Source organism: Mycobacterium sp. ACS4331 (assembly GCF_001667265.1).
Lineage (GTDB): Bacteria > Actinomycetota > Actinomycetes > Mycobacteriales > Mycobacteriaceae > Mycobacterium.
The window spans coordinates 19497-42754 of the sequence record NZ_LZHW01000038.1 but is presented as its reverse complement, the minus strand read 5'-3'; the positions used below and the strand labels follow the sequence as shown (position 1 = coordinate 42754).

Below are 23258 nucleotides of genomic sequence, written 5' to 3'. Positions count from 1 at the left end.
GTTGTGTGGTGGGGACGAGTGGGGACTCAGGGTGGGTCCGTCCAGCCTCAACCCAACAAAAAGGGCCGGCCCCTCAACAGGGCCGGCCCGCTGGCCGAGATTTCAGAAGGTCACTCGTCGAAACGACGGCGGAAGCGATCCTCCATCCGACTGGTGAAGGATCCGCCCGAACCCTTCGCCTTCTTCGGATGCGAGGCCCCGGCGTCACCGCCCTTGGCGTCCTTGGCGATGCCGCGCGGACCCGTCACCGCGAACACGACACCCGCGAACATCATGATGAACCCGAGGACCGAAAGGACGGGGAAGCCTCCGACCATGGTCGCTTTGATGGCCACGCCGGAGACAAGCAACGCGAGACCGACGATGAACAGCCCGGCACCGTAGAAGCGACGGCGAGCCGATGGGGCACGCAGGGTGCCTCCCCGCACGCTTGACGCGAACTTCGGATCCTCGGCGTAGAGCGCGCTCTCGATCTGGTCAAGCATGCGCTGCTCATGCTCGGAGAGTGGCATTAGTCCCTCCTTGCCGGCACCCGCGGCGGTCGTGTCGATCGGATTCCCGATCAGGTCAGGTGAGTCCAGTGCTGGACTGCCAACATCGATGATACGAGGTGAATGTGCGTGGTACCACCTAGTTCGCACCCCCGATTCTATGCCCTCGACGGCGGTGCCTGGGCCACACCCCACACCGACATAATGGCAGCAGACCGCACGCGCACGTTCCCTGCTCGCTCGTCATCGCCTCCGGGAGGACTGACCGGCCTTGGCCACCTACCTCATCGACCTGTCGCCCAGCGATATGCAGCGTCGACTCTCCGATGCCCTGCACGTCTACGTCGACGCGATGCGCTACCCGCGCGGCACCGAGGAACAGCGCGCGTCGATGTGGCTCGAGCACATGCGCCGCCGTGGCTGGAAAGCCGTGGCAGCGGTGCAGGTCGACGGGGCCGCCGACCCGCCGGGCGGCGACACCCCCACGACGGCGGCGCTGGCCGACGCTCCCCTGCTCGGAGTGGCCTACGGCTACTGCGGAGCGCCCGACCAGTGGTGGCAGCAGCAGGTCCTGCAGGGGCTGCGCCGCACCGGCATGCCCGGCGACGCGATCGACCACCTCATCGCCGACTACTTCGAACTCACCGAGCTTCACATCCATCCCCGCGCGCAGGGCAACGGCCTGGGTGAAGCGCTGGCCCGCAGGCTGCTGCACGGGCGGCCGGAGCGCAGCGTGCTGCTGTCGACACCGGAGATCAACGGTGAGGACAACCGCGCCTGGCGGTTGTACCGGCGCCTCGGGTTCAACGATGTGATCCGCGGTTATCACTTCGCCGGAGATCCGCGACCGTTCGCGATCCTCGGCAGGCCACTGCCCCTGTGACTGATCCAGCAACCATGTCGGGCGGGCGTCTGGCACGATGACGCAGTGCTGCGTGTCCATCCAAGCCCCGGTCGGCGCCGAACCCGGCTGCTGTCGCTGGTGGTGCTGATGCTCGTCGTCGCCCCGCTGGCCGTGGGCTGCGTGCGGGTCCGGGCGTCGATCACGGTCTCTCCCGACGACCTGGTGTCCGGTCACATCATCGCCGCCGCCAAACCCCACAACGCCGACGACAGGGGTCCGCAGTTCGACAACGACCTGCCGTTCGCCCAGAAGGTCGCGGTCTCCGACTACGAGGCGGACGGCTACGTCGGATCCGAGGCCGTCTTCTCCAACCTGACCTTCGGCGAGCTGCCGCAGTTGGCGAACCTCAACGCCGACGCGGCGGGCGTCGACCTGTCCCTGCGCCGCGCGGGCAACCTGGTGATCCTCGAGGGCCGCGTCGACCTGACCAGCCTGTCCGACACCGAGGCCGAAGTGGAACTGACCGTGTCCTTCCCCGGGGAGGTCACGTCGACCAACGGCGACCGGATCGACACCGACGTCGTCGAGTGGACCCTCAAGCCCGGCATCGTCAACACCATGAGCGCCCAGGCCCGCTACACCGACCCCAGCACCCGCTCGTTCACCGGCGGCGCCCTGTGGCTGGGCATCGCGGCACTGCTGGCGTCCGCAGCGGTGGCCGCGCTCGCCTGGTCCACGCGGGACCGCTCCCCCACGGTCGGTTCGGAGTAGTCGCCGGACCGGGCGTGCACCCCCGCCCGGGAGCGCAAACCAGGCCCGAGGCTCTACTCTGTTCAGTTGGGGTGGATCATCAAGAAAGGGGCCCCGCGCTGAGCGTCAAACCTGCGGCACCGTCGGCCGTCGATGTAGCTGACGCGGTCACCGAGCAACTACGGCGCCACCTGCGCGAGCGTCGTCGAGACGCCGAGTACATCGGCCCCGCCTACAACGAACTGATCGCCGAACTCGAGCACTTCGTGCTGCGCGGCGGCAAGCGCGTGCGACCGGCCTTCGCCTACTGGGGGTGGCGGGCGGTGGCGCCCGAGACCGAACAGGTCAGCGACGACATGCTGCTGGTGTTCGGCGCGCTCGAACTGCTGCACGCCTGCGCACTGATCCACGACGACGTCATCGACGCCTCGGCCACCCGGCGCGGTATGCCGACCGTGCACCGGCACTTCGCCGATCAGCACCGCAGTCGCGGCTGGCACGGCTCCCCCGAACAGTTCGGCATCTCGTCGGCGATCCTGGCGGGCGACCTGTCGCTGGTGTGGGCCGACGACATCATCGCCACCGCAGACGTGTCCGACCACACCCGCAGACGGGTGCGCCGCGTCTGGTCCGCCATCCGCACCGAGGTCCTGGGCGGCCAGTTCCTCGACATCGTCGCCGAGTCCAGCGGGGCCGACTCGATCGAGTCCGCGATGGCGGTCAACACCTACAAGACCGCGAGCTACACCGTGACCCGACCACTGCAGTTGGGGGCCGCGGCCGGTGCTGACCGACCCGACATCCAAGCCGTCTTCCACGACGTCGGGACCGATCTGGGCATCGCGTTCCAGTTGCGCGACGACGTGCTCGGCGTGTTCGGCGACCCCGACGTCACCGGCAAGCCGTCCGGAGACGACCTGCGATCGGGCAAGCGTACGGTCCTGTGGGCCGAGGCCGTCGCTCGCGCGGAGTCCCACGACCCGCTGGCCGCCGAGAAGCTGCGCACGTCGATCGGAAGCCAACTGTCCGACGGGCAGGTCCGCGAGCTGTGCGGCATCATCGAGGCCGTCGGCGCGCTGGCCGCCGTCGAGACCCGCATCGAGGAACTCACCGAGCGCGCACTGACCGCCCTGGACGCCGCGGCGATCAACCCCTCCGCCAAGGTCGGCCTCACCGAACTCGCCAGACTGGCCGCCAACCGGTCCGCCTGACATGCCGACCGCACCGACTGCGCACCGCGACGGCCGCAGTGCCGCATTCGCGCGACTGCGCGAGTTCAGCAGAGCCGAGGAGGCCCGTCCCGCACTGCTGGGCCTGCTCGGGGCCCTGATGATCACCGCGGGTGGTCTCGGCGCGGGCAGCACCCGCCTGCACGATCCCGTTCTGGAGAGCCTGCACCTGTCCTGGTTGCGGTTCGGGCACGGCCTCGTGGTGTCGTCGCTGCTGCTGTGGTCGGGTGTCGCGCTCATGCTCGCAGCGTGGCTGTGGCTCGGGCGCCGGGTCAGCGAGGGCGGCACGACGGTCTACACGATGGTGGCCACCACGGGTTTCTGGCTGGCGCCGCTGCTGTTGTCGGTGCCGTTGTTCAGCCGGGACACGTACTCCTATCTCGCGCAGGGCGCCCTGCTGCGCGACGGCTTCGACCCGTACGCGGTGGGGCCGATTGAGAATCCGAATGCCCTGCTGGACAACGTCAGCCCGATCTGGACCACGACGACTGCGCCCTACGGGCCGGCGTTCATCCTGATCGCCAAGTTCGTCACGATGCTCGTCGGCGACAACGTCATCGCCGGCACCATGGTGTTGCGCCTGTGCATGCTGCCCGGGCTGGCCCTGCTGATCTGGGCGACGCCGCGCATCGCCCGGCATCTGAAGGCCGATCCGGCCGTGGCGTTGTGGATCTGCGTGCTCAATCCCCTGGTGATCATCCATCTGATGGGCGGCGTGCACAACGAGATGCTGATGGTCGGGCTGATGATGGCCGGCATCGCACTGACCTTCGCCCGCCACCCGGTCGCCGGTATCACGCTGGCCGCCGGTGCCGTCGCGGTCAAGGCCACCGCCGGACTGGCCCTGCCGTTCCTGGTCTGGGTCTGGATGAGGCAACTGCGCGACCGCCCGGCCGGCGCACTGCGCCGCCCCGTTCCGGCCTTCCTGGCCGCGGGCGCCGGATCGGTGGGGATCTTCGTCGCGGTGTTCGCGGTGACGTCCTGGCTGGCCGGCGTCGGCCTGGGCTGGCTGACAGCGCTGGCCGGATCGGTGAAGATCATCAACTGGCTGACGGTCCCCACGGCCGTCGCCAACCTCTCGAACGCCGTGGTCGGCCTGGTCTTCGACGTGAACTTCTACGCGGTGCTCGAGGTCACCCGGATCGTCGGCATCGCGATCATCGCCGTGTCACTTCCGGTGCTGTGGTGGCGATTCCGGCACACCGACCGCGAGGCGCTCACCGGAATCGCCTGGGTCATGGCCGTCGTGGTGCTGTTCGTGCCCGCGGCGCTGCCGTGGTACTACACGTGGCCGCTGGCCGTGATGGCCGCGCTGACGCAGTCGCGGGCCTGGATCGCGGCGATCGCGGGCTTCTCGACCTGGATCATGGTGATCTTCAAACCCGACGGCTCGCACGGCATGTACTCATGGATGCACGTCCTGCTGGCCACGGCCTGCGGGGTGGCCGCGTGGTACTCACTGGCCCGTTGGCAGGGCCTGCGGGCCGGGCAGGACCAGGCTCAGTAGGCGAGCGCTTGGGCGCGCCGCAACACCTCGCGCGCCTGATGCGAGTGCAGCGCGTCCACCGGACGGGCGTTCTCCCGCACCTCCTTGGACCCGTTGAACGTCAGCGTCAGGGACGGATCCGCGGTGAACAGCCAGCGCAGGATCTCGGTGTCGCGGTAACCGCCGTCGCGCAGCACGGCCAACAGCCCCGGCAGGGGTTTGACCACATGACCAGATTCGGTGAAGAACGCCTGCGGGATCACCACCGCGCCGTCGCGACGCAGGGCCACGAGGTGCCCGTCACGCAGTTGCTGGTGCACCTTGGTCACCGTGACGCCGAGCATGTCGGCGACGTGGTTGAGGGCAAAGACAGGTTCGTCCGGGTCGAGCACGTCGTCGCCGGCCGGAATGGTGCTCACGGGTCACAAGTGTAGGCATGTGCGCCGGAACTTTTCTGCCAGGTTCGACTGTCCACCTACGATGACCCAGTGATGCCGAACGCTTCTGACGACCCGCTCGAGGGCGCACTGTTGGACGGCCGGTATCTGGTCGAGACCAGGATCGCCTCAGGCGGTATGTCCACGGTGTACCGCGGCGTCGACACCAGGCTGGACCGACCCGTCGCCTGCAAGGTCATGGATCCCCGCTACGCGGGCGATCAGCAGTTCCTCACCCGCTTCGAGCGGGAGGCCCGCGCGGTCGCGCGCCTCAAGGATCCCGGCCTGGTCGCCATCTACGACCAGGGCATCGACGGCAGGCACCCGTTCCTGGTGATGGAACTGGTCGAGGGCGGCACACTGCGGGAACTGCTGCGTGAACGCGGGCCGATGCCGCCGCATGCGGCCGCCGCGGTGCTGCGGCCGGTACTGGGCGGTCTGGCGGCGGCCCACCAGGCGGGCCTCGTCCACCGCGACGTCAAACCCGAGAACGTGCTGATCTCCGACGACGGCGAGGTCAAACTCGTCGACTTCGGACTGGTGCGCGCCGTCGCCGAGGCCGGAATCACCTCCACCAGTGTGATTCTCGGGACCGCGGCATACCTGTCGCCCGAGCAGGTCGCCAGCGGCGACTCCGATCCCCGCAGCGACGTCTACTCCGTCGGCGTGCTGGCCTACGAACTGCTCACCGGCACAACACCGTTCACCGGCGACTCGGCACTGGCCGTGGCGTACCAGCGGATGGACCACGACGTCCCCCCGCCCAGCTCCCAGATCGACGGTGTCCCACCCGCGTTCGATGACCTGGTGCTGCGCGCCACCGCCCGCACTCCCGCCGACCGCTACCCAGACGCCGCGGCGATGGGTGCACACCTGGACGCGATCGCCGCCGATCTGGGACTGCCGGCGTTCAGGGTGCCCGCACCGCGCAACTCCGCGCAGCACGCGTCGGCGGCACAGACCACCGCGAAACAGCCGCGCCGGGCCGCCAATCCCCCGATCCTGCCGGTGCGCAACCCCACTCGGGAGCTCACCCGCGGACCCGACGACTGGAACGAGACGCCGGAGGCGGCCCCGGCCGAGCAGTTCGCGGGCATCCACCTCGACGAGTTCGCCTGGGCCCGCCAGCGGGCCCGCCGCAACACCGCCATCTGGCTGATGATCGTGCTGGTGCTGACGGGGTCGGTCGCCGCGGGCGCATGGGCCCTGGGCAGCAACCTGACGACGCTGCTGGGGAATTAGCCCCGCAGCATCTCGGCGACCAGGAACGCCAACTCCAGGCTCTGCTGGGTGTTCAGGCGCGGGTCGCAGGCCGTCTCGTAGCGCCCGGCCAGGTCGTCGTCGGAGATGTCCTGGGCACCACCGAGGCACTCGGTGACGTTCTCGCCGGTGATCTCGACGTGGATGCCGCCCGGGTGGGTGCCGAGGGAGTGGTGCACCTCGAAGAAGCCCTGCACCTCGTCGACGATCCGGTCGAAGTGCCGGGTCTTGTACCCGGTGGACGACTCGTGGGTGTTGCCGTGCATGGGATCGCACTGCCAGATCACCTGATGCCCGGAGGTCTGCACCTTCTCGATGATGGCCGGGAGCACGTCACGCACCTTGTTGTTGCCCATCCGGCTGATCAGCGTGAGCCGGCCCGGCACGTTGTGCGGGTCCAGTCGCTCGACATACTCGAGCGCCATCTCCGGCGTCGTGGTCGGGCCGATCTTCACGCCGATCGGGTTCGAGATGACCTCGGCGAAGGCGACGTGCGCGCCGTCGAGCTGCCGCGTGCGTTCGCCGATCCAGAGGTAGTGGGCCGACAGGTCATACAGCTTGGCCGGCTCGCCCTCCACGGCGCCCTCGTCGGCGTCGTCGGCCAGGCGCAGCATGGCCCGCTCGTAGTCGAGCACGAGCGCCTCGTGGCTCGCATAGATCTCGGCGGTGTCGAGGTTGCGGTCGTTGACGCCGCAGGCGGTCATGAAACGCAACCCGCGGTCGATCTCCCCCGCCAGCGCCTCATACCGCGCACCGGCCGGCGAGGTGCGGACGAACTCACGGTTCCAGTCGTGCACCAGGTTCAGCGAGGCCAGGCCCGACGCGGTCAGCGCGCGCACCAGGTTCATCGCGGCGCTGGCGTTGGCGTAGGCGCGCACCAGTCGCGACGGATCGTGTTCGCGCACCGCGGCATCCGGGGCGAACCCGTTCACCATGTCACCGCGGTAGGACTTCAGCCCCAGCGCGTCGGTGTCCGATGACCGCGGCTTGGCGTACTGCCCCGCGATGCGGGCCACCTTCACAACGGGCATGCTCGCGCCGTAGGTCAGCACCACGGCCATCTGCAGCAGGGTCCGGATGTTGGCCCGGATGTGGGGCTCGGTGTTGTCGGCGAAGGTTTCGGCGCAGTCACCGCCCTGCAGCAGGAAGGCCTCGCCGCGGGCCACCGCGGCCAACTGGGCCTGCAGCTTCTCCACCTCGCGCGGCACCGTGATGGGCGGTACGCTCTCGAGCACCGTGCGCATGGCCGTGGCCTGCCCGGCATCCCAGCTTGGCTGCTGCAGGGCGGGCTTCGCCAACGCCGAGTCCAGTCGTTTGCGCAGGTCATCAGACAGCGGCGGCAACGACGGCAACTGGTCGATGGGTACGTCGACGGTCCAGTTCACCCGACCATCGTAACCGGGCCGCGCAGCGGTCTTCACCAGCCCGAGCGGCGCTCAAAGCCACCAACGAGTTCGGCCATGATCTGGAATCGGCGCAGGTTGTGACGCGCGTCGACCAGGGCGTCATGCGTGTCGTGGGGGCGCGGGGGCATCCGCGGGGACCCGAGGTCCTCCCACAGCTGCCGCAGTTCGCGGGTGAACCGCGGAATCTGCGGCGGCAGATGCGTCATCGGCCCCCACAGCTGACACAACGCCACGTGGTCATAGGCCGCCACCCACGCCCACAGTTCGATGGGTTCGTCACCGTCGATGCCCAGGAAGTCCTCGAGGTCCTCCCGAATCCGGCGCCGCGATCGCCACAGCTGCGACGACGGCGGCGGCAGCTTCGGCAGCACGTTGGTCTTGACCCACTTCCCGGCCTGCTCGGCGGGGAATTCGGTTGACACGCCGTAGTATTCACGACCATCCTCGGCCACCACCCCGATCGAGATCAACTCGATGGTGCGCCCGTTGTCGATGAATTCGGTGTCGTAGAAGAACCGCACGTCGTGAAACCCTATCCAGCCGCAACCTGCGGCGGAGGTGCGGCCGCATGGATCTGCCGATCCAACTGCGCGTCGACCGCGTCGTCATCGGGAAACCTCGGCATCCCGGCGACCACGCTCTGCAACCACAGATTGGCCTGCACCACGGGCCGACGGAGTCGACGCTCGCGCTCGAGTGCGCGCCGCATCCTGCGCGGATGGCTGGTGTACCGCCACCGCGCCCACGGCGCATGAGGACGTGACAGGCGCACCGCGCCGACGACCAGAAGTGGTGGAATCCCCATGCCGAGCAGGCCGGTCCACACCTTGCCCTTGGCGAGCACCACGACGGCCAGCGCCAGACTGCCCACGGCCCAGGCCACCACGGCCGCCCGAACCCACCACGACGTGTCGGCACGCCAGACGTTGATGTCGAAGAACGCCAACGGGTTGAACCCCATGACCAGAAGCCCCGCCGCCGCGATCGCCACGAACACCGCGTCGACCGACGTCCGCCCGTCCTCCGACCAGTACACGTCCTGCAGATGCAGGATGAGCGCGAACTCGTCGAGCACCAGGGCGGCGCCGATCCCGAACACCACCGCGGCCATCGTGAACTCCCGCGATCCGCCGTTGACCGCGAGCGTGACCATCGTGACGCCGGAGACCAGCACCAACACCACGCCGATCACCACGTGATGCAGGTGAAAGCCCCCACCGCCGCCGCCGACCGACATGTTGCGCGGCTGCCACCAGCGCTTCGGCTTGTCGCTGTCGGCGGTCGCGCGGATATATCGCACGATGCACCGGGTAATGAAGAACGTGATGATGAACGAGACCAGGCACCAGACCAACGGTTCGCGTCCGGGCGCGATGAACGCGAACCGGATGTCCAGGAACGTCTCAGGCACGCCCGCGAACTTACGCGTCCCGCGCCACGATCGCGGTGCACACCGCGGGTGGATGCCCGTGTCGGCCCTCTGCCCCCGATAGGCTGTTCGAGACATGAGTAACAGGCGCTGGCCCGGTGTGGGCGATCAGTCCACCCGCGGGCGACGCGGCGCGTGGCAGGTGTTCACGCTCGCCGCGCTCGCCGCGTTCGGTTACGCGACGTGGCGACTGTTCCGCGACGTGCCCTATCGCATCGACATCGATGTCTATCGCATGGGCGGTCGGGCCTGGCTCGACGAACGCCCGCTCTACAGCGACGGCACGGTGTTCCACACCGTCGGCGGCATCGATCTGCCGTTCACCTATCCACCGCTGGCGGCCATCTCCTTCAGCCCCTTTGCGTGGCTGTCGCTGCCCGCGGCCAGCATCGCGATCACCGCGACCACCCTGGTCCTGCTGGTGGTGTCGACGTCGATCGTGCTGGCCCGCCTGAGCAGCGTCGACACCCCGGGACCGCGCTGGCGGGTCGTCGTGCTGGCGATGGCGCTCGTCGCGCCCGCGGTGATCTGGCTGGAACCGGTGCGGTCCAACTTCGACTTCGGTCAGATCAACGTCGTGCTGATGACCCTGGTGATCGCCGACTGCGTGCCGCGGCGGACGCCGTGGCCACGCGGACTGCTGCTGGGCCTGGCGATCGCGCTCAAGCTCACCCCGGCCGTGTTCCTGGTGTACTTCGTGCTGCGCCGCGACATCCGGGCCGTGCTCGTGGCGTTCGCGTCCTTCGCGGGCGCGACCCTGATCGGTTTCGTGCTGGCCTGGCAGGACTCGATCGAGTACTGGACCCGGACTGTGCGCAACACCGACCGGATCGGCACCGCGACGCTGAACACCAACCAGAACATCTCGGGCGCGCTGGCCAGGCTGGGGTTGACGGAGGACTTCCGGTTCGCGCTGTGGACGCTGGCGTGCTTTGCGGTGCTGGGGCTCACGGTGTGGGCCGGCAGGCGCGTCCTCGCCGCCGGTGAACCGGTGCTGGCCCTGATCTGTGTGGCGATGTTCGGTCTGGTGGTCTCGCCGGTCTCGTGGTCACACCACTGGGTGTGGGTGCTGCCGACGTTGGTGGCGTGCGCCGTGGTGGGCTGGCGTCACCGCAGCACCGCGCTGGGCCTGGTCACCGCCGTCGGGTGCGCCCTGATGATCTGGACGCCGATCGACCTGCTTCCCGAACACCAGGAGGCCGAGGCCGCGTGGTGGCGCCAACTCGTGGGCGGTTCCTACGTGTGGTGGGCGCTGGCGGTCATCGTCGCCGCCGGTCTGACCGTGACGACGCGGGTCAGCCCGCGGCCGACTGCGGAAGGCGAGACGGTGCCGTCGCCTGACCATTCTGAGCAGGCGCTGCCCCGTTCTTGAGGCTGGCGGCGTAGATGTCGACGTACTCCTGCCCCGAAAGCTCCATCAGTTCGTAGACGACCTCGTCGATGACGGCGCGCTCGATGAAGCGGTTCCCCGCCATCCCCTCGAACCGGCTGAAGTCCATCGGCTTGCCGAAGCGGACCGTCACCTGGCCGAACCGCAGGCCCTTCTTCCCCGGCGGGTTGACGACGTTGGTGCCGATCATCGCCACCGGGATCACCGGGACTCCGGTCTGCAGCGCCAGGCGCGCGAGACCGGTCTTGCCCTTGTAGAGCCTGCCGTCGGGTGACCGGGTGCCCTCGGGGTACATGCCCAGCAGCTTGCGCTCGCCCAGGATGCGCACCGCGGTGTCCAGCGCGGCCTGCGCCGAGTCGGCGTCGGTCCGGTCGATCGGCACCTGGCCGACGACGGTGTAGAACCACGCCAGGAAGCGGCCCTTGACGCCGGTGCCGGTGAAGTACTCCTGCTTGGCCAGGAAGGTGATGCGTCGACGCACCACCAGGGGGAGGTAGAAGCTGTCCATCACGGCCAGGTGATTGCTGGCCAGGATCGCGGGGCCCTCGACCGGAACATGCTCCAGTCCTTCGACTTTGGGCCGCCCGATCAGGGCGAGCAGGGGGCCCAGCAGGACGTACTTGAACAGCCAGTACCACATGGAACTCGAACCCTCCCGCTGATTTTCGGACGCACACCGGTCGGGCGCACACCGGCCCTGCTTCGCGCCAACTCTACCCACCCCGCCCTGATGCGACCACAGGGCGTGAACACCGCCCAGCTACTCCTCGACCGTGACCGGAATCGGTTCGTAGCGTCCGCGCGACGCGCCGGGCCCAGACGGCGGCTCGGGCGGGCTGGGCGGTTCCGGTGCGGCGTCTCCGGCCTGATCGACGAGAGTGCGGATGACCGCCAGCAGCGCGACGCTGTGCTCCGCGATGACGCTGAGCAGCGGGTGCTCCTCGCCGGTCACCAGCGCCGCCAGGGCACACACCGGGCACCACACCTGCTGGCAGCGCCCCGGGCCTGCGCCCGCGCGGGCCGCGGCCAGCAGTGCGGCACTGCGCACCGCGGGGTCGATGCGGTCGAGGATCGCCTGCGCCAGCTGGCGAAGCTCCGGCCCAAGGTCGGAGTGCACACCGCTCACTGAGGCCACACCTCCGGGTTGGGTCGGAAACGCACAGTCAGTTCGGCACCCTTGAGCTGGGCGCCGATCACGATGCAGCGCCGCAGCACCGACGCCAGCTTCACGCGCCGCCGCATACCGCCCACACCGATGATCAGATCGTCGTCGACCCGGCCCAAACTCAGGGATCCCGAGTCCACGTGGGGCAACTCTAATCGCATGCGATAGACCGAGCCGAGTCCCGTTCCCGACTCGAGGTCCACGACGGGACGCAGCGGCCCCGGCGGCGCGGAACCGTCGCGGCGGCGCACGGAGTCCAGCAGATCGCCGAGGGCCTTCGGCCCGACCGGCTCGCCGGGCAGGTGCGGCACCAGGACCAACGCGGGGCCGCCGGCGGTGGTCGACAGCTCGTCGAGCACGCTCTGCTGCTCGGCGATCCGCTCCGAGTACCAGTCGAACGCCGGGTGGTCGGGCAGGTTTCGGTACTCGTAGGAATCATCCTGCAGCAGAACCTGATTGACGATCAGCCTGACCACCGGCACGCCCATCAGCGTCAACGATCCCAGGGTCCGGGTCGCTTCGGCGGCCACCACGCGCTCGGGCGTGAGCACCAGATGCGCGCCGATCGCCGACTCGTCCGTCAGCAGGTCGGACAGTCGCTCGACCGCGGCGGTGATCCGTTCCAGCAACGACACCACCGCCCCGGCGGCCCCGCCGTCGCCGACGACCGAGAGCCTGCGGTGCCGCGGCCAGGCCCGCTCGACATACAGCGCGAAGGTCGACGGCAGGGTCAGCATGCGCAGCGCGTCGGCGGTGGACGCGCAGTCGACGACGATGTGGTCCCACTGCCCCGAGTCGGCGAGTTCGGCGACCTCGGCGAGCCCGAGCACCTCCTGAACGCCGGGCAGGGCCGAAAGCTCTTCGGGGGCAACGTCACCCAATTCCGATTCGGGAAACTGAGCGGCCAGCGGGACCGCGACCTCACGCCACCGCGACTCCAACAGTGCCAGCGTGTCCAGCGCGAGCGCATCGAGCAGGCCACCGCCGGCGTCGGCATCGTCGGTGAACACTCGGACCGCACGTCGCGCGCCGGTGGGCGGCACGGGCACACCGAGGACGTCGCCGAGGGAATGCGCCTGATCGGTGGACACCGCGAGCACCCGTTCCCCGGCGCGCGCATCGCGCACCGCGGTGGCGCAGGCCAGCGTCGACTTACCGACCCCACCCTTGCCGACGAACAGGCTGATCCGGGCGCGGCCAGCGGCTGCGGACTCGGCGACTTCGCTCAGCCCTCGACTCTTTTCTTCAGGTCCTTCAGAGCGGTGTCGGTGAGCCTGCGCTCGGCCTTGCGTTTGAGCAGCCCGATCATCGGGATCTGCAGGTCCACGGAGAGTTCGTAGGTGACGTCGGTTCCAGAACCCTTGGGCTCCAACCGATATGCACCGTCAAGAGCTTTCAGCAGCGTGCTCGACACCAGCGACCAGCGGACCGACTTCTTATCGGCTGGCCAGTCGTAGGACAGCACCATGGTGTCGCGCAGCACCGCGGCGTCGAGCACCAGGCGGGCGGTCTTGGGATAGCCCTCGTCGTCGGCTTCGAGGACTTCGGTCTCCTTGTACTCCTTGACCCACTCGGGATAGGTGGCGATGTCGGCGATCGCGTCCATCACCGTGCCGGGATCCGCGTCGATGTAGATGGTCTGCGTCGTCTTGTCCGCCACGTGCGCTGCCTAACCTCGTACCCTGTACTGCCCCGCCCTTGAGGTCAAACGGTACCCCGACCGCCGACTGCTCGGCCCCTCAACCGGCCTGCGGCGCCGCTCCGACGGGCCGCCCGGCCTCAAGCCTGGACTTGATCTCGAACGACATGTTCTTACCCGCCACCCTGCGCCGGTGGACGAGTTTGGGCAGGTTCAACTTGGCCAGTTCGCGCGCCGAGACACCCGCGGGTTCGGCGTGCAGGAAATAGTGCAGGAGAACCCCGTCGAGCACCGGTTCGAGCCAGATCTCCATCGACCCGGTCAGCGGGCCCGCCACCGACCAGCGGATGCCGGCCGCACCGCGCTCCTCGATCACCTGCAACTGCAGATCCGGCCACCAGCGGCGCCACTGCGCCGGATCGGCGATCGCCTCCCCGACCTGCTGTGGCGATGCCGCGACGAACGTCTCGTCGGCCACCTGGATGCTGTTCATGGGCCTTAGCTTCACACACGCCAAGCCGCGCATGGGGCCAGGGGCCGCAGACTAGGCTGAACGAAAAGTCGGTCAACCGGAGAGGCCTCGACCATTGCGTGAGTTAAGTGTTCCCGCGTCGTTCGAAGTCGGCGAGCACGACAACATCGTCAGCGCCGTTTTCGAGCACGAGCGTGACGATCCTGACTATGTGATCTACCAGCGGCTCATCGACGGCGAGTGGTGTGATGTCACCGCCGCCGAGGCGGCCGGCATGGTGCGGTCGGCGGCCCAGGGGCTGATCGCCCAGGGGGTGACCCCCGGTGACCGGGTGGCGATCCTGTCCGCCACACGTTTCGAATGGGCGATTCTCGATTTCGCGATTCTGTCCATCGGTGCGGTGACGGTGCCGATCTATGAGACCTCCTCGGCCGAGCAGATCCGCTGGGTGCTCTCCGACTCCGGCGCCGTGGTGTTGTTCGCCGAGACCGATGCGCACGCCGCGACGGCCGCTGCGCTGATCGACGAACTCCCCGACCTGCGCCGCGTGTTCCACATCGACGGGGGCGGTCTCGACGAACTCATCGCGGCCGGCGCCGAGGTGGACCCGGCCGAGGTCACGGCCCGCGTCGCCAACCTCCGCGCCGCCGATCCGGCGACCCTGATCTACACCTCCGGCACCACCGGCAGGCCCAAGGGCTGCCAGTTGACACACTCCAACCTGATCTATGAGATCCGCGGCTCCAAAGCCAGCCTGCCCGACCTGCTGCGCAAGGGTGAGCGTGCGCTGGTGTTCCTGCCGCTGGCGCACGTGCTGGCCCGTGCCATCACCATCGGGGCGTTCCACAACAAGGTGACCGTCGGGTTCACGAGCGACATCAAGAACCTGGTGCCGATGTTCGGCGTGTTCAAGCCGACCATCGTGGTGTCGGTGCCGCGAGTGTTCGAGAAGGTGTACAACACCGCCGAGCAGAACGCGATCAACGGCGGCAAGGGCAGGATCTTCGCGATCGCCGCACAGACCGCCATCGACTACAGCGAGGCGCTGGACACCCCGGGCGGTCCGGGGCTCCTGTTGCGGCTCAAGCACGCGGTGTTCGACAAGCTGGTGTACGGCAAGCTCAAGGCGGCCCTCGGCGGCGACTGCAGGGCCTCGATCTCCGGCGGCGCCCCACTCGGTGCGCGGCTGTGCCACTTCTACCGCGGTGTCGGTCTGACCATCTACGAGGGCTACGGCCTGACGGAGACCAGTGCGGCCATCACCGTCAACCGGGTCGGCGACCTCAAGGTCGGCACCGTCGGGAAGCTGTTGCCCGGCAACAGCCTGCGCATCGGCGACGACGGTGAGCTGCTGGTCTCCGGCGGTGTGGTGTTCGGCGGCTACTGGCACAACGAGCAGGCCACGGCCGAGGCCATCGTGGACGGCTGGTTCCACACCGGCGACCTCGGCGACGACGACGACGACGGGTTCGTCAAGATCGTCGGCCGCAAGAAGGAGATCATCGTCACCGCGGGCGGCAAGAACGTCGCGCCTGCCGTGCTCGAGGACCGGCTGCGCTCGCATCCGTTGATCAGCCAGGCGATGGCGGTGGGTGATGCCCAGCCGTTCATCGGCGCGCTCATCACGATCGACCCCGAGGCCTTCGACGGCTGGAAGCAGCGCAACAGCAAGGACACCGACGCGAAGGTCGCCGACCTGGTGACCGATCCGGATCTGGTGGCCGAGGTGGACCGTGCGGTCAAGGAGGCCAATCAGGCGGTGTCCGCGGCGGAGGCCATCCGCAAGTTCCGCATCCTCGGGGTCGACTTCACCGAGGACACCGGTGAGCTCACCCCGACCATGAAGGTCAAGCGCAAGGTGGTCGCGGAGAAGTTCGCCGAGGAGATCGAGGCGATCTACCGCAAGGACTGATCCAGCAGGCCCGACAGCCGGGCCGCCATGGTGTCCCACTGCCACTGCGCCAGAACCCACTCGCGGCCCCGCGCGCCCATCGCGGCCGCGCGGTCGGGGTCGGCCAGCAGGTCGGCGACCGCGTCGACGATCCCGTCCAGCGATCGGCCGTCGACGACGGTCCCGGTCTGGCCGTCGAGCACGGTCTCCGGCGCGCCGCCGGAGGTGCCCGCGACGACGGGCACTCCGGTCGCCGACGCCTCCAGGAACACGATGCCCAGACCTTCCACGTCCAGGCCCGCTCCCCTGGTCCGGCACGGCATGGCGAAGACGTCGCCCAGCGCGTAGTGCCCGGCCAGTTCGCGTGACGGCACGCCCGCGGTGAACACGACGTGTTCGGCCACGCCGTGCTCGTGGGCCAGTTTCTCGAGGGTCTCGCGGTACGGGCCGCAGCCGACGATCACCAGGACCGCGCCGTCGATGCGCTGCCGGATCCGTGGCAGCGCGCGGATCAGCATGTCCTGCCCCTTCCGGGGCACCAGGCGCGAGACGCACACCACGGTCGGGCGATCGCCGAGACCGTAGCGGGCGCGCAGTTCCGCCCGCGCCGCCGGATCGGGGGCGAATCGCTTCGCGTCGACGCCGGGCGGCAGGTGTTCCATGGCCGCGTGTGCGCCGAAGGCCGAGGCGAAGCGGCCGCGGGTGTATCGGCTGACGTAGGTGATGACGTCGGCGCCGTCTCCGATGCGGCGCAACGCCGACCGCGCGACGGGCAGCATCGACCAGCCCACCTCGTGACCGTGTGTGCTCGCGATGACTCTGCTCGCGCCCGCCCGGCGAGCCCGCGGGGCCAGCAGGGCCAGCGGCGCCGCGGCGCCGAACCACACCGTCTCGGCCTCGTGGCGTTCGATCAGATCGCTCATCCGGGACTCGACCGTCGGGACGGGGAGCATCAGCGTTCCGGGGTGCCGCACCACCCGGTACCCCGCCGACTCGGCCTGTTCGTCGAAGGCCGGCGCGTCCTTCCAGCGCGGTGCGTACACGGTCAACTCGTGCTGGCCCGTGGCGGCCAGGCGGACCACGAGTTCCTCGAGATAGGACTGAATGCCCCCGCGCCGCGGTGGAAAGTCATTGGTCACCAGCAGGACTCGGGTCATATGCCTGCCGATGCTAACGGGGCTCGGCAGCAGCGGCCAGCCAGGCACGCCACTGGTCGAGCAGGTCCGCGGGCGCGGTGCCCGTGACCTGGCGCAGCGCTGTGTCGGTGTCACGGTGTCCGGGTCCAGCTGCTGCGGTGTAGAGATCCCGCAGCGCGGGCTCGCCGTAGCGGTCGGCGATGAAGCGCGCGAACAGCCAGGCGCGGTCGTAGGCCTCGGACAACTGCCCGCCGTGGGTGGAGAAGTCGTTGTCCGATGGCAACCGGGTCGGCGCGGGCATCGCCGGAACCGGACCGGATCGGGCGACATAGTCGGCGACGCCCTCGGTGACCCACCGCGGCGCGTCGGCCGCGGTGTCGGGGCGGGCGGCGTAGTGGAACAGCTCGTGGGTGAGGACGAGTCGCAGGGCCTCGTCGGACATCCGGCCGGCGCCGGGCCCCAGGACGATGCGTTGCCCTTCAGCCGTTCGGCGGAGGGGATCGACGGCGTCGGCCACCGCGACCGCGGCCACACCTGCGGGCGCGCCCGGCGCCGCGGCGGCGAACTCGGCGTCAGTGCCCGTCGCGACCACCACGATCTCGTCGGACCAGTCGGTGCCCCAGAAACGTTCCACGCGTGGAGCGCTCAGCGCGAGATCGGCCTCGGCACGACGCAGCACGGCGTCAGTGGACTCGCCGCCGAGACTCAGCGACGTGACGATGCGGCCATCCCCGACGGTCACCGTCGGCGCCGACGGCACCGATACCGGCGCTGAGGCGGTGTCGTTCGGTCCGCGACTCAGGGCGACGAGCACCAGCGCGGCAACAACCACCACGGCGGCACCGACGGCCACCGGCCACCGGCGCCGGTGACGATCAGTAGCGACGGGCGTTGTAGAACGGTCCGGCACCATCCAGCGGCACCACCTTGACCGGCACGCCGTAGGTGGACGCGTGCACCACCATGCCGTCGCCGACGTAGATGCCGGTGTGGGAGGCATCCGAGTAGAAGTTCACCACGTCACCGGGCTGCAGATCCTCGCGGGACACGGGCTGCCCACCGCGGGCCAGCGCCTGGCTGGAGTGCGGCAATGCGATCCCAGCCTGCTGGAACGACCACATCACCAGGCCCGAGCAGTCGAAGGCACCGGGGCCCGAACCTCCCCACGAGTACGGCGATCCCACGCGGGTGAGCGCCGCCTGCACGGCCACCGCACCCTGGCCGGTGCCTGGCGCACCCGGCACTGCGGCATCCGGCGGAGCCAGGTCACCCGGAGGGACACCCTCCGGTGCCTGCGCCAGCACATCGGGCCCCGGCGGTAGTGCCTCGGGGGCCGGCGGGACCGGGCCCGGGTCGGCGAGGGCGACCCGCTGCTCGGGGGTCAGCGCCTGGTACTGCGATCGGACGACCGCGATCTTCAGCTGCAGTTCACTCTGCTTCGCCTGCAGGTCCGCGCGGACCGCGGCGGCCTGCTCGGCCGCGGTCTTGGCCTCGGCCGCGGATTTGGCGGAGGCCGCCTCGGCCGCGATCGCCTGCTCGTTGACCCGGCGGTAGTTCCCCATCTGCGCGCCGATCTCGGCGGCCATGACCCGCTGTACGGACAGCTTGTCGATCAGGCCCTGCGGCGACTCGGCGGTGAGGATGGCGTTGAAGCCCGACGTGCGCCCACCCATGTACATGGCGGCGGCGAACTTGTTGACGCCGGCCTGGAAGGTCGCGAGCTCGGTCTGCGCCGCGGCCATCGAGGCGCGGTCTTCAGCCAGCTTGCGGTCCGCGGCGGCCTGAACCTCGAGCTTGGCGTTCAGGTCCAATTGGGCACTGTGCATCGCCTCGGTGGTCTGCTCGGCCTGCCGCGAAAGTTCGTTCAACTTTGCCAGCGCGTCCTCCTGCGGATCAGCGTGCGCGCCGGACGCGAGTGCTCCGCTGAGGACGGTGAGTGCGGCGAGTGTGCCGATGGCGGTCTTCTTGAGGGGTCGCCTGGTGATCCGATCGCCCCGTTGCCTGCCGTCGAACCTCAAGATTTGCGTCCTTAAACTGCCTGTGAGTGCGTGGGTGGTGCGTGGATCTCGCCCAACCGCACCGCCGCCGAACCGCCTTAGGTCTCAAGTAGGTTACGAAACGGCATCGGCGTTGTCCATCAGGAGACCTAAATTTAACAGCACCGAGTGCCAGAAATCCCCCTGCCGCGCCCGGCCCCCGCTGAGCACCTCCTGTGAATCACGCGACACCGGGCTGTTGGCCGCGATGGATGGGAACCAGCCGCAGGCGTGGTGCAAGGCCCGCCTCCGCAAGCACCTCCAACGCCGCGCGCTCATCCGCCAGCAGGGTCTCAGGCACTCCAAGAAGCACGCTGACCACGCATTCTCGACAACCTGGACCGCGCACAGCGCAGTCGTCACAGTCGATGACGACGGGTTCGGGCGCATCGTCGCGGTCCCAGGAACTCTCGTTTTGTCGCATAGGTGCTGCCCCACTTCTTCCGTTGGTCTGCTGCGATTCGCACGCTAACCGAGAGCACCGACAAGAAATCTCCCGCTCCGCGGCACGCGGGCCCGCGACACGACCCCCAGACGGCGTCGAATCTGCCGGATTCTGTCGCCCGCAGGCCCTAACGTGATCGAACGTGAGTTCGGACAAGTCGGCCCAGCTGAGCTTCGCCGACCTCGATCCCGCGGCGGATCTGCCGCTGCGCGCCACCACGTTCGTCGTGGTCGACCTCGAGACCACGGGCGGTCGCGCGACCCCCAAGGAGCCGGGCGGTCAGTGTGATGCCATCACCGAGATCGGCGCGGTCAAGGTGTGCGGCGGTGAAGTGCTCGGGGAGTTTGCCACGCTGGTCGATCCTGGGCGCGCGATTCCGCCGCAGATCGTCCACCTGACCGGCATCACCACCGCAATGGTGTGTGCCGCGCCGACCATCGACGCCGTGCTGCCGATGTTCCTCGAGTTCTGCCGCGGCGCGGTGCTGGTGGCCCACAACGCCGGCTTCGACATGGGGTTCCTGCGGGCCGCCGCCGCCCAGTGCGAGCTGCCGTGGCCGCGACCGCCCGTGCTGTGCACGGTGCGGCTGGCTCGCCGGGTGCTCACGCGGGAGGAGGCGCCCAGCGTCCGCCTCGGCGATCTGGCGCGACTGTTCCGCACCAGCACCACGCCCACCCACCGCGCCCTCGACGACGCCCGGGCCACCGTCGACGTGCTGCACGGCCTGATCGAACGGGTGGGCAACCAGGGCGTGCACACCTATCCCGAACTGCGCGCCTACCTGCCCGACGTCACCCCCGCGCAACGACGCAAACGCGGCCTCGCCTCCACCCTGCCCAACCGTCCCGGGGTCTATCTGTTCCGCGGCCCGTCCGGTGAGGTCCTCTACGTCGGCACGGCCGTCGACCTGCGTCGTCGCGTCACCCAGTACTTCAACGGGTCGGACCCCCGCGGCCGGATGAAGGAGATGGTGAACCTGGCCGAAGCGGTCGACCACGTCGAGTGCGCCCACGGTCTCGAGGCCGGCGTGCGGGAACTGCGCCTGCTGGCCGCGCATGCCCCGCCCTACAACCGGCGGTCGAAGTTCCCGCACCGATGGTGGTGGATCACGTTGTCCGACGAGGCATTTCCGCGGTTCACCGTCGTCCGCACGCCGGGTGAGCGCCACGCCCTCGGCCCGTTCCGGGCCCGGGCCGACGCGGCGGCGACCGCGGCCCTGCTGGCGCGGTTCTCCGGTGTGCGCACCTGCACGAACCGCCTCAGCCGCTCGGCCCGGCACGGACCGTCCTGCCCCGAGCGGGAGGTCTCGGCCTGTCCCGCGCCGCGGGATGTGACCGCGGCGGAGTACACGCCCGCGGTCAGCCGTGCCGCCGCGGTGCTGGCCGGAATCGACGACACTCCCCTGGCCGCGGCCGTCGCGCACGTCGACGCGCTCGCCGAGCGCGGACTCTACGAGAGCGCAGCGCGGCTGCGTGATCAGACCGCGACCGCGATCGACGCCGCGGTCCGAGGGCAACGCCTGGCGGCGCTGAGCTCGGTCGACGAGCTTGTCGCAGCGGCACCCGACGGGGCCGGCGGCTGGCAGTTGGCGGTGGTGCGGCGCGGCCAACTCGCCGCGGCGGGCAGCGCGCCACGCGGCGTCCCCCCGATGCCCGTGGTCGAGGCGTTGTGTGCGGGTGCGCAGACGATCCTCGCCGAGCCCGCCCCCCTGGGCGGCGCGCTCATCGAGGAGGTGGGACTGGTGGCGCGCTGGCTGACCACGCCGGGCACCAGGATCGTGCACACCAGTCAGGGCTGGGCGTCGCCCACCGGTGGCGCCGGCCGCTGGTCGCGCTGGGCGGCGGCGGCGCGGTCGGCCCGGTTGGCCGCCGAGCAGTACGTCGATCCGCCCGCCGACCTGACGCCTGTGCCGAAAGCCGTTGCGCGGACGCCGATCACAGCCGTTGGGTGAATTTCACCCACTTGGCGAGAAGCTGTCCGGCGGCGCCGGAGTCGATCGCGTCGACGGCCCGCTGCAGACCCGACTCCCATGACGGCAGCCATTCGGCGGAACTGGTCAGACCCGCATGGGCCACCATCGCCCCGGCCGCGTTGAGCACCACCGCGTCGCGCACGGGGCCCTTGGCGCCGGAGAACACCGACCGCGCCTCGGCCGCATTGCTCTCGGCGTCGCCGCCGAGCAGCTCCGACAGCTGGGCGCGCGGAAAGCCGAAGCCGGCGGGGTCGAAGGTCAGCCGGTCGATCGTGCCGGCCTGGACACGCCAGATCGTCGACGTCGTGGTGGTGGTCAGTTCATCGAGGCCGTCGTCGCCGTGGACCACCAGCACGCTGCACCGCCGCGCGGCGAACACGCCGGCCATCACCTCGGCCAGGTCCGCGAACGCACAGCCGATCAGACCGGCCCGCGGACCGGCCGGATTGGTGAGCGGCCCAAGCAGATTGAAGACGGTCGGCACGGCGATCTCGCGCCTGGCCGCACTCGCGTGCCGCAGCGAGGGATGGAACTGCGGGGCGAAGCAGAAGCCGATGCCCACCTCCTCGACACAGCGCGCGACGTCGTCGGGACCGAGGTCGATGCGCACACCGAGCGCTTCAAGGGTGTCGGCACCACCGGACAGCGACGACGCGGCGCGATTGCCGTGCTTGATCACCGGCACGCCGGCCGCGGCCACGACGATCGCCGCCATCGTCGAGAGGTTGACGGTGTTGGCTCCGTCGCCGCCGGTGCCGACGATGTCCACGGTCTCGGTGCCGATCCGATCGGTGGGCACCTTGCGGGCATGCGACAGCATCGTGTCGGCGAGCTCACTGACTTCGGCCGGCGTCGGACGCTTCATCTTCATCGAGACGCCGAACGCGGCGATCTGCGCCGGCGTGGCCGCCCCGGTCATGATCTGGTCCATCGCCCAACCGGCCTCACCCGGCGCCAGCGGCTGCAGTTCGGTGAGGCGGCTCAGGATGCCGCGCCAGGACGGGGCGGCCGGATCCGGTCGGGTCTGGGTATCAATCACGCACCGATATTCCCACGTCGGGACGCGCATCCGGCAAGCGGGAGGGACCCTCCGAACGCGACACTCTCCGCCAAAAGCATCCCCGGGTGGAGATCGACAACTACAAAGCGTCATACTTCTTGGTGTGACGACCGCTGTGGGTACCTCAGGGACTGCAATCACGTCGCGCGTACATTCGCTGAACAGGCCGAATATGGTTTCTGTCGGCACCATCGTGTGGCTTTCGAGTGAACTCATGTTCTTCGCCGGCCTCTTCGCGATGTACTTCACTGCGCGCGCACAAGCCGGTGGCGACTGGCCACCACCTCCCACGGAGTTGAACCTCGCGCTGGCCGTACCGGTGACCCTGGTGCTGATCGCGTCGTCGTTCACCTGCCAGATGGGTGTGTTCGCCGCTGAGCGCGGCGACGTCTTCGGCTTGCGCCGGTGGTACACCATCACCCTGGCGATGGGCACGTTCTTCGTGCTCGGCCAGGCGTATGAGTACGTCCACCTCGTCCAGCACGGCACGACGATCCCCGGCAGTGCGTACGGCACGGTGTTCTACCTGGCCACCGGTTTCCACGGCCTGCACGTCATCGGCGGTCTCATCGCCTTCGTGCTGCTGCTGTTGCGCACCAAGATGAGCAAGTTCACGCCGGCGCAGGCCACTGCCGCGATCGTGGTGTCGTACTACTGGCACTTCGTCGACATCGTGTGGATCGCGCTGTTCGCCGTCATCTATTTCGTCCGTTAGTCCAG

Annotated in this window: 23 protein-coding genes and 1 pseudogene; 9 read left to right on the top strand and 15 right to left on the bottom strand. The window is 69.3% G+C overall.

What is annotated here, in order from left to right; all coding sequences use genetic code 11:
* Nucleotides 1–110 precede the first annotated feature (110 nt).
* A complete protein-coding gene (locus A5727_RS09780) occupies nucleotides 111–512 on the bottom strand; it encodes an SCO2097 family morphological protein (protein WP_068248341.1) in 402 nt (133 codons plus the stop codon).
* 250 nt (nucleotides 513–762) lie between these two features.
* On the opposite strand from A5727_RS09780, the gene A5727_RS09775 reads away from it, so the two are divergent.
* From A5727_RS09775 to A5727_RS09760, 4 genes are all read left to right on the top strand, one after another.
* Complete coding sequence (locus A5727_RS09775; protein WP_068248338.1) at nucleotides 763–1374, top strand: GNAT family N-acetyltransferase; 612 nt, start codon at nucleotides 763–765, stop codon at nucleotides 1372–1374.
* A gap of 108 nt (nucleotides 1375–1482) precedes the next feature.
* Nucleotides 1483–2106 (top strand): DUF3153 domain-containing protein, encoded by a 624-nt coding sequence (locus A5727_RS09770; RefSeq protein ID WP_068248360.1) that lies wholly within the window; start codon nucleotides 1483–1485, stop codon nucleotides 2104–2106.
* Between the two features lie 98 nt (nucleotides 2107–2204).
* Entirely contained in the window at nucleotides 2205–3296 is a 1092-nt protein-coding gene (gene idsA2 / locus A5727_RS09765) for a bifunctional (2E,6E)-farnesyl/geranyl diphosphate synthase (protein ID WP_068248357.1), read from the top strand.
* A 1-nt stretch (nucleotide 3297) separates the two neighbouring features.
* A complete protein-coding gene (locus A5727_RS09760; RefSeq protein WP_068248335.1) occupies nucleotides 3298–4821 on the top strand; it encodes an alpha-(1->6)-mannopyranosyltransferase A in 1524 nt (507 codons plus the stop codon).
* Here the strand turns inward: A5727_RS09760 and A5727_RS09755 are convergent.
* Nucleotides 4815–5219: an Rv2175c family DNA-binding protein gene (locus A5727_RS09755; protein ID WP_068248330.1), complete on the bottom strand. Its 405-nt coding sequence runs from the start codon at nucleotides 5217–5219 to the stop codon at nucleotides 4815–4817. The two genes, A5727_RS09760 and A5727_RS09755, sit on opposite strands and share 7 nt — an antisense overlap.
* A 72-nt stretch (nucleotides 5220–5291) precedes the next feature.
* Between A5727_RS09755 and A5727_RS09750 the strand changes: the two genes are divergently transcribed.
* On the top strand, nucleotides 5292–6479 hold the full coding sequence (locus A5727_RS09750) for a protein kinase domain-containing protein (protein WP_068248327.1): 1188 nt from the start codon (nucleotides 5292–5294) through the stop codon (nucleotides 6477–6479).
* Here A5727_RS09750 and A5727_RS09745 read toward each other — a convergent pair.
* The 3 genes from A5727_RS09745 to A5727_RS09735 are packed head-to-tail and all read right to left on the bottom strand — an operon-like array spanning nucleotide 6476 to nucleotide 9314.
* Nucleotides 6476–7882 carry a class II 3-deoxy-7-phosphoheptulonate synthase gene (locus A5727_RS09745; RefSeq protein WP_068248325.1) on the bottom strand — a complete coding sequence of 469 codons (1407 nt, stop codon included), beginning with the start codon at nucleotides 7880–7882 and terminating at the stop codon, nucleotides 6476–6478. The two genes, A5727_RS09750 and A5727_RS09745, sit on opposite strands and share 4 nt — an antisense overlap.
* Before the next feature lie 32 nt (nucleotides 7883–7914).
* The gene (locus A5727_RS09740; protein ID WP_068248322.1) at nucleotides 7915–8424 is read right to left on the bottom strand and encodes a polyadenylate-specific 3'-exoribonuclease AS; all 510 of its coding nucleotides are present in this window, start codon (nucleotides 8422–8424) and stop codon (nucleotides 7915–7917) included.
* 11 nt (nucleotides 8425–8435) lie between these two features.
* The gene (locus tag A5727_RS09735) at nucleotides 8436–9314 is read right to left on the bottom strand and encodes a hypothetical protein (RefSeq protein ID WP_231992015.1); all 879 of its coding nucleotides are present in this window, start codon (nucleotides 9312–9314) and stop codon (nucleotides 8436–8438) included.
* Nucleotides 9315–9408: 94 nt separating this feature from the next.
* Between A5727_RS09735 and A5727_RS09730 the strand changes: the two genes are divergently transcribed.
* Nucleotides 9409–10704 (top strand): glycosyltransferase 87 family protein, encoded by a 1296-nt coding sequence (locus tag A5727_RS09730; RefSeq protein ID WP_068248319.1) that lies wholly within the window; start codon nucleotides 9409–9411, stop codon nucleotides 10702–10704.
* On the opposite strand, the gene A5727_RS09725 is transcribed toward A5727_RS09730, so the two are convergent.
* The 5 genes from A5727_RS09725 to A5727_RS09705 form a co-directional block, all read right to left on the bottom strand.
* Nucleotides 10628–11362, bottom strand: coding sequence for a lysophospholipid acyltransferase family protein (locus A5727_RS09725; protein ID WP_068248317.1), 735 nt, complete (start codon nucleotides 11360–11362; stop codon nucleotides 10628–10630). The genes A5727_RS09730 and A5727_RS09725 overlap by 77 nt on opposite strands.
* Nucleotides 11363–11482: 120 nt before the next feature.
* Nucleotides 11483–11848, bottom strand: a complete 366-nt coding sequence (locus A5727_RS09720; RefSeq protein WP_068248314.1) for a hypothetical protein — start codon at nucleotides 11846–11848, stop codon at nucleotides 11483–11485.
* Entirely contained in the window at nucleotides 11845–13116 is a 1272-nt protein-coding gene (locus tag A5727_RS09715; RefSeq protein ID WP_082949711.1) for an ArsA family ATPase, read from the bottom strand. The genes A5727_RS09720 and A5727_RS09715 overlap by 4 nt, the downstream gene beginning before the upstream one ends.
* Nucleotides 13113–13547, bottom strand: a complete 435-nt coding sequence (locus A5727_RS09710) for an SRPBCC family protein (RefSeq protein WP_068248312.1) — start codon at nucleotides 13545–13547, stop codon at nucleotides 13113–13115. Before A5727_RS09710 ends, A5727_RS09715 begins: the two co-directional genes overlap by 4 nt.
* Nucleotides 13548–13626: 79 nt before the next feature.
* Nucleotides 13627–14019, bottom strand: coding sequence for an SRPBCC family protein (locus A5727_RS09705; RefSeq protein WP_068248309.1), 393 nt, complete (start codon nucleotides 14017–14019; stop codon nucleotides 13627–13629).
* A gap of 94 nt (nucleotides 14020–14113) precedes the next feature.
* On the opposite strand from A5727_RS09705, the gene A5727_RS09700 reads away from it, so the two are divergent.
* The gene (locus tag A5727_RS09700; protein WP_068248303.1) at nucleotides 14114–15910 is read left to right on the top strand and encodes an AMP-dependent synthetase/ligase; all 1797 of its coding nucleotides are present in this window, start codon (nucleotides 14114–14116) and stop codon (nucleotides 15908–15910) included.
* On the opposite strand, the gene A5727_RS09695 is transcribed toward A5727_RS09700, so the two are convergent.
* The 4 genes from A5727_RS09695 to A5727_RS26885 all read right to left on the bottom strand — a co-directional run bounded on the left by A5727_RS09695 (nucleotide 15895) and on the right by A5727_RS26885 (nucleotide 19485).
* Nucleotides 15895–17046 (bottom strand): glycosyltransferase family 4 protein, encoded by a 1152-nt coding sequence (locus tag A5727_RS09695; protein WP_068248300.1) that lies wholly within the window; start codon nucleotides 17044–17046, stop codon nucleotides 15895–15897. The two genes, A5727_RS09700 and A5727_RS09695, sit on opposite strands and share 16 nt — an antisense overlap.
* Before the next feature lie 13 nt (nucleotides 17047–17059).
* Complete coding sequence (locus A5727_RS09690) at nucleotides 17060–17878, bottom strand: hypothetical protein (RefSeq protein ID WP_231992014.1); 819 nt, start codon at nucleotides 17876–17878, stop codon at nucleotides 17060–17062.
* A 22-nt stretch (nucleotides 17879–17900) separates the two neighbouring features.
* Entirely contained in the window at nucleotides 17901–19043 is a 1143-nt protein-coding gene (ripC, locus tag A5727_RS09685; protein WP_068248294.1) for a peptidoglycan hydrolase RipC, read from the bottom strand.
* 199 nt (nucleotides 19044–19242) lie between these two features.
* Nucleotides 19243–19485 (bottom strand): hypothetical protein, encoded by a 243-nt coding sequence (locus A5727_RS26885; RefSeq protein WP_082949710.1) that lies wholly within the window; start codon nucleotides 19483–19485, stop codon nucleotides 19243–19245.
* 163 nt (nucleotides 19486–19648) lie between these two features.
* Between A5727_RS26885 and A5727_RS09675 the strand changes: the two are divergent.
* Nucleotides 19649–21539: pseudogene (locus tag A5727_RS09675) on the top strand (DEDD exonuclease domain-containing protein).
* Here A5727_RS09675 and trpD read toward each other — a convergent pair.
* Nucleotides 21441–22547, bottom strand: coding sequence for an anthranilate phosphoribosyltransferase (trpD, locus tag A5727_RS09670; protein WP_082949708.1), 1107 nt, complete (start codon nucleotides 22545–22547; stop codon nucleotides 21441–21443). The pseudogene A5727_RS09675 and the gene trpD overlap by 99 nt on opposite strands.
* Before the next feature lie 94 nt (nucleotides 22548–22641).
* Here trpD and ctaE point away from each other — a divergent pair, with 94 nt between their 5' ends.
* The gene (ctaE, locus tag A5727_RS09665; protein ID WP_068248288.1) at nucleotides 22642–23253 is read left to right on the top strand and encodes an aa3-type cytochrome oxidase subunit III; all 612 of its coding nucleotides are present in this window, start codon (nucleotides 22642–22644) and stop codon (nucleotides 23251–23253) included.
* The last annotated feature ends 5 nt before the right edge of the window (nucleotides 23254–23258 follow it).

What these genes read in the sequence shown, in the direction of transcription:
- A5727_RS09780 (WP_068248341.1), bottom strand. Translation starts at nt 512, where the DNA reads ATGCCACTCTCCGAGCATGAGCAGCGCATGCTTGACCAGATCGAGAGC.
- trpD (WP_082949708.1), bottom strand. Translation starts at nt 22,547, where the DNA reads ATGCGCGTCCCGACGTGGGAATATCGGTGCGTGATTGATACCCAGACC.
- A5727_RS09770 (WP_068248360.1), top strand. Translation starts at nt 1,483, where the DNA reads ATGCTCGTCGTCGCCCCGCTGGCCGTGGGCTGCGTGCGGGTCCGGGCG.
- A5727_RS09725 (WP_068248317.1), bottom strand. Translation starts at nt 11,362, where the DNA reads ATGTGGTACTGGCTGTTCAAGTACGTCCTGCTGGGCCCCCTGCTCGCC.
- A5727_RS09750 (WP_068248327.1), top strand. Translation starts at nt 5,292, where the DNA reads ATGCCGAACGCTTCTGACGACCCGCTCGAGGGCGCACTGTTGGACGGC.
- A5727_RS09695 (WP_068248300.1), bottom strand. Translation starts at nt 17,046, where the DNA reads ATGACCCGAGTCCTGCTGGTGACCAATGACTTTCCACCGCGGCGCGGG.
- A5727_RS26885 (WP_082949710.1), bottom strand. Translation starts at nt 19,485, where the DNA reads ATGCGACAAAACGAGAGTTCCTGGGACCGCGACGATGCGCCCGAACCC.
- A5727_RS09705 (WP_068248309.1), bottom strand. Translation starts at nt 14,019, where the DNA reads ATGAACAGCATCCAGGTGGCCGACGAGACGTTCGTCGCGGCATCGCCA.
- A5727_RS09760 (WP_068248335.1), top strand. Translation starts at nt 3,298, where the DNA reads ATGCCGACCGCACCGACTGCGCACCGCGACGGCCGCAGTGCCGCATTC.
- A5727_RS09730 (WP_068248319.1), top strand. Translation starts at nt 9,409, where the DNA reads ATGAGTAACAGGCGCTGGCCCGGTGTGGGCGATCAGTCCACCCGCGGG.